The following is a 4,270-nucleotide window of genomic DNA, read 5'->3' as shown; positions in this document are numbered from 1 at the left end:
ACGGTCGCGATGCCCGGCACGCAGATGGGCAGGTAGACCTGGCGGAGCACCTGGAGCGAGGACGCGCCGTCCATGGAGGCGGCCTCCTCGTGCTCCCGCGGGATGGTCCGCATGAACGACGTGAGGATGACGACCGACAGCGGCAGCGCCGTGGCGGGCAGCAGGAAGACGACGAAGGTCCGGGTGTGGAACAGCCCGAGCGCCGCCGCCAGCAGGAAGGTCGGGAACAGCGCGGCGGACGACGGGATGAGGAAGCCGAGCGCGAACACGCCCTCGACCACCCGGCCGGCGCGGCCGCGGGACCGGGCCAGCGCGAACGACGCCGGCAGCGCGAGCAGCAACGTGAGGGCGAGGGCGGCGACCGTCGTGATCGCCGAGTTGGCGACGGCGAGGCCGAGGTCGGCCTGCCGGATCGCGGTCGTGAAGTTCGACAGGTCCCACGAGGTGGGGAGCGCGAGCGGCTGCTCGAAGATCTGCTCGTTCGTCTTGAACGCGGAGACGACGAAGTAGAACAGCGGGACGAGCAGCAGGGCGGCGTAGAGCCACGCGAGCGTGCCGCTCGTGATCGAGCCGATGCGCTCACGCAGGGGGAGGGTGGCGGGGCGCCGGGCCATGGCGGTCTCCTTCAGCGAGGTCAGTGGGTGGCGCGCAGCACGCGGCGGATCGCGCCCATGCCCACGAGGCCGAGGACGAAGAGGATCACGCCGCCCGCCTGGCTGTAGCCGAGGTCCGCCTCCACGAAGGCCTTCTGGTAGATGAGGTACGCGAGCGTCGTCGTCGGCGTCCCGGGGCCGCCCTGGGTCAGCAGCAGCACGTTCTGCGCGGAGTTGAACAGCATCGACAGGAACTGCAGCATCGTGACGACGCCGATGAACTCCCGGGCGATGGGCCAGTACATCTGCCACGCGATCCGCCAGTCGCCGGCGCCGTCGATGCGCGCGGCCTGGACGTCCTCGCCGTCGACGCCGTCGAGGCGGGCCGCGATGAGCACGGCGGAGTAGCCGATGCCGCTCCACAGCTCGACGGCGATGATCGCGCCCAGCGCGGTGGCGGGGTCGGCGAGCCAGGCGGTGCCCTCCAGGCCGAGCGGCCGGAGCACGCCGTTGACCAGGCCGTCGGGGTTGAGCATCGCGTAGAACACCATGGCGGTGGCCGGCGCGGAGATCTGCGCGGGGATGAACAGCAGGTACCGGGGCACCTGGTCGCCCCGGGGCTTCTGCACTACGTAGAACGCCAGCACGATCATGATCGGCAGCCCGACGACGAACTGGACGGCGGAGTTCTGCACCGCGGCCCAGAAGGTCGCGTCGGCGAACACAGCGCGGAAGTTGTCCAGCCCGGTCCAGGACGGCGTGACGAGCATGCCCGGCCAGGACAGGAAGGCGATGACCAGCATCGCCACCACCGGGCCGATCATGAACACCGCGTACCAGACCAGGGCGGGCAGGGCGAGGCCCGGGAACCGGTCGCGGAGCGTGCGGCCGCCGCGGCGGCGGGCGGGTGCGGGGGAGCCGGGCGGCGCGGTGCGGACGGCGTCGACGACTGCGGTCATGGGAGGATCCCTTCCGGGCGCCGGCGGTCAGGCCGCCGAGGCGTAGGACTTCTCGAAGGCGTCGACGATCTGGTCGGCGCCCGCGGACCCGTAGGCCATCGCGGTCACGCGGATCATCGGCTCGAACACGGAGTCGGGGATGAGCAGGTCGGGGAGCATGACGGGCGTGACGTCCTCGTCGGTGAGGCGCGACGCCTGCGCGACCAGGGGGAAGTCCTGGCTGACGGTGTCGGTGACCCGGTTCATGTCCCGGCCGGAGCCGAGGATGAACGCGTCGGTGACGGCGTCGGAGTAGAGCTCCTTGACGAACGGCTCGATGAGGTCGAGCTTCTCCCGGCCGTTCTCGCTGATCCAGATGCCGTGCCCGTTGAACGAGCGGATCACGCTGGGCCGCTCGATCACGCCGCCGCCCGACGGCACGGGCCAGCCGCCGACGGTGACCTCGGCCGCCCGCTCGGCGGGCACCAGCGCCAGGGCCGACGACATCGCGGGGACGACGGCGGCCTTGCGGGTGTTGAACTGCGTGAGCTCCGAGTCCGAGGTGAAGCCCTGGACGTCGTCGACGAACACGCCCGCGTCCCGCAGCTCCACGAAGTGCCGGACCCCGGCGATCGCGCCCGGGCTCTCCGACAGCCTCCCGGTCGAGAAGACGGTGCGCGCCTCCTGCTGCGTCACGAACCCCTGGAGGATCTGCAGGAACAGCTTCTGGCCGCTCCAGTCCGAGCCGCCGACCGTCACCGGCCCGATGCCCTTCGACCGCAGGGCGTCCGCGGCCGCGATCAGCTCGTCGGAGGTGGTCGGGATGCCGACGCCGGCCTCCTCGAGCAGCGCGGTGTTGAACGACACCGTCCAGTTGGTCCGGGTGAACGGGAACGCCCGGAGGTGCCCGTCCTCGTCGGTCCACTCCTGCACGGCCTCGGGGATGATCGTGTCCCGCAGGCCCCAGGCGTCGAGCAGGTCCTCCACCGGGATCGTGGCGCCGGCGCCGGTCCAGCCGAGGGTGCGGCCCATCATGTTGACCACGGCGACGTCGGCCTCCTTGCCGGCGAGCGTGCTGGTCTCGAACACGATGGGCAGGTCCGAGCCGTTCTTGAGCTGCGCCACGGTCCGACCGGTGCGCCGCTGGTAGTCGGCGACGACCTGGGCGAACACCTGCGCGCCGGCGACGGCGCCGCTGAGCTGGGTGTGCACCGAGATCGACCGGGGGCCGCTCGAGGCGGGGGTCAGCGCGCCGCACGCGGACAGCAGCGGCGCGAGGACGCCGCCGCCGATCGCGGCCTTCAAGACGGTGCGCCTGCTGACGCCTTCGGTCACTGGTCCTCCTGAGGCTGCGGTGCGTCGGGAGGCGGAGCGAGAATGCCTCCGCCGCGTCGTGTATAGCGGTATACATCTGCGATTGGCGAGGAACGTATACCGCTTTACAGGCGACGGTCAACCCCCGTAACCTCGGCTGCACCATGACTGCAACGCAACCGAAACGCGTGACGATCGCCGACGTGGCCCGCCGCGCCGGGGTGTCCACCTCGGCGGTGTCCCACGCCTTCAACGGACGCCCCAACGTCTCCGAGGCGACCGCCGCGCGCATCCGGGCGGCGGCGGACGAGCTGAGCTGGCGCCCCAACTACGCGAGCCGGAAGGTCTCCGGCCAGGGCGGCCGCAGCCTCGGGCTGGTCATCGCCCGCGCCAGCGGCACCTTCGGCCGGGACCCGTTCTTCATGCGCCTGCTCGCCGGGCTGACCGAGCCGCTCGCCGGCATCGGCTGGTCGCTGTCGCTGACCCTCGTCCGGGCGGACGAGGAGGAGCAGGTCTACCGGCAGTGGTGGTCCGAGCAGCGGGTCGACGCGTTCCTGCTCGTCGACGTGCGCGAGGACGACCCCCGCCTGGGGCTGGTCGAGCAGCTCGGCACCCCCGCGGTCCTGCTCGGCGCCCCCGTCGACGACCGGGTGCCGGCGGTGACGGTCGGCGACGAGTCCGCCTTCGCCACCGTCGTCGGGCACCTCGCCGACCTAGGCCACCGCGCCGTCGCCCGCGTCACCGACGCCCCGGGACTGGCGCACACCCGCGCCCGCGACGAGCGGTTCGCGCGCGCCGCCGCCGAGCGCGGGGTCGCGGCGTCGACGCTGGCCTGGCACCCCGACGCCGACGACCCCGTCGCCGACCTGCTCGGCCGGCTGGGCGGCGCCACCGCGATCGTCGTCGACTCGGAGTCGATCGCCGCGGAGATCGTCGCGCACGCCCCCGAGGTGGGCGTCGCCGTCCCCGCGCAGCTGTCCGTCGTCGCCTGGGAGGACTCCTGGGTGTCGACGCTGGTCCGGCCGCGGCTCACCGCGTTCGACGCCCCGGTGGAGGAGAGCGCGCGCACCGCCGTCGCGCTGCTCGCGCGCCTCGTGCGCGGCGAGCCCGCCGGCTCCGAGACCGTCAGCGGTCGCCGCCTGGTCGTCCGCGACTCGACGGCCGCCGTGCCCCCGCAGCACCGAGAGGAAGCCCCGTGACCCCGACCGACCCGCGCGTGCCCCGCTTCGGCGTCAACTACACCCGGTGCCAGGACTGGATGTTCCAGTGGCACGCCGTCGACGCCGACGTGGTGCGGCGCGACCTCGAGGCGATCGCCGGCCTCGGCGGCCCCCACGTCCGCGCGGTCCCGCTCTGGCCCGTGCTGCAGCCCAACCCCACCCTCATCCCGCACCGCGCGCTGGACGACGGCGCCCTGGTCGCCGC

At 73.0% G+C, this 4,270-nt stretch carries 4 protein-coding genes and 1 pseudogene; 2 read left to right on the top strand and 3 right to left on the bottom strand.

Annotated elements, in window-relative coordinates; translation table 11 throughout:
• From KVT14_RS19785 to KVT14_RS19775, 3 genes are all read right to left on the bottom strand, one after another.
• Window positions 1–614, bottom strand: a 614-nt coding sequence (locus tag KVT14_RS19785; protein ID WP_217617229.1) for a carbohydrate ABC transporter permease, incomplete at its 3' end; no start/stop codon positions are given.
• A gap of 20 nt (window positions 615–634) precedes the next feature.
• Complete coding sequence (locus tag KVT14_RS19780; RefSeq protein ID WP_217617228.1) at window positions 635–1,552, bottom strand: carbohydrate ABC transporter permease; 918 nt, start codon at window positions 1,550–1,552, stop codon at window positions 635–637.
• Between the two features lie 27 nt (window positions 1,553–1,579).
• Window positions 1,580–2,866, bottom strand: coding sequence for an ABC transporter substrate-binding protein (locus tag KVT14_RS19775; RefSeq protein ID WP_217617227.1), 1,287 nt, complete (start codon window positions 2,864–2,866; stop codon window positions 1,580–1,582).
• A 167-nt stretch (window positions 2,867–3,033) separates the two neighbouring features.
• Here KVT14_RS19775 and KVT14_RS19770 point away from each other — a divergent pair, with 167 nt between their 5' ends.
• Window positions 3,034–4,044: a LacI family DNA-binding transcriptional regulator gene (locus tag KVT14_RS19770; protein WP_308161182.1), complete on the top strand. Its 1,011-nt coding sequence runs from the start codon at window positions 3,034–3,036 to the stop codon at window positions 4,042–4,044.
• Window positions 4,041–4,270: pseudogene (locus tag KVT14_RS19765) on the top strand (hypothetical protein); the annotation flags it as partial. The gene KVT14_RS19770 and the pseudogene KVT14_RS19765, both read left to right, overlap by 4 nt.

It is taken from the genome of Cellulomonas sp. GbtcB1 (genome assembly GCF_019091725.1).
Taxonomy (GTDB): Bacteria; Actinomycetota; Actinomycetes; order Actinomycetales; family Cellulomonadaceae; genus Cellulomonas.
The sequence above is the reverse complement of the archived record's forward strand: the minus strand, read 5'-3'. Positions and strand labels throughout refer to the sequence as shown.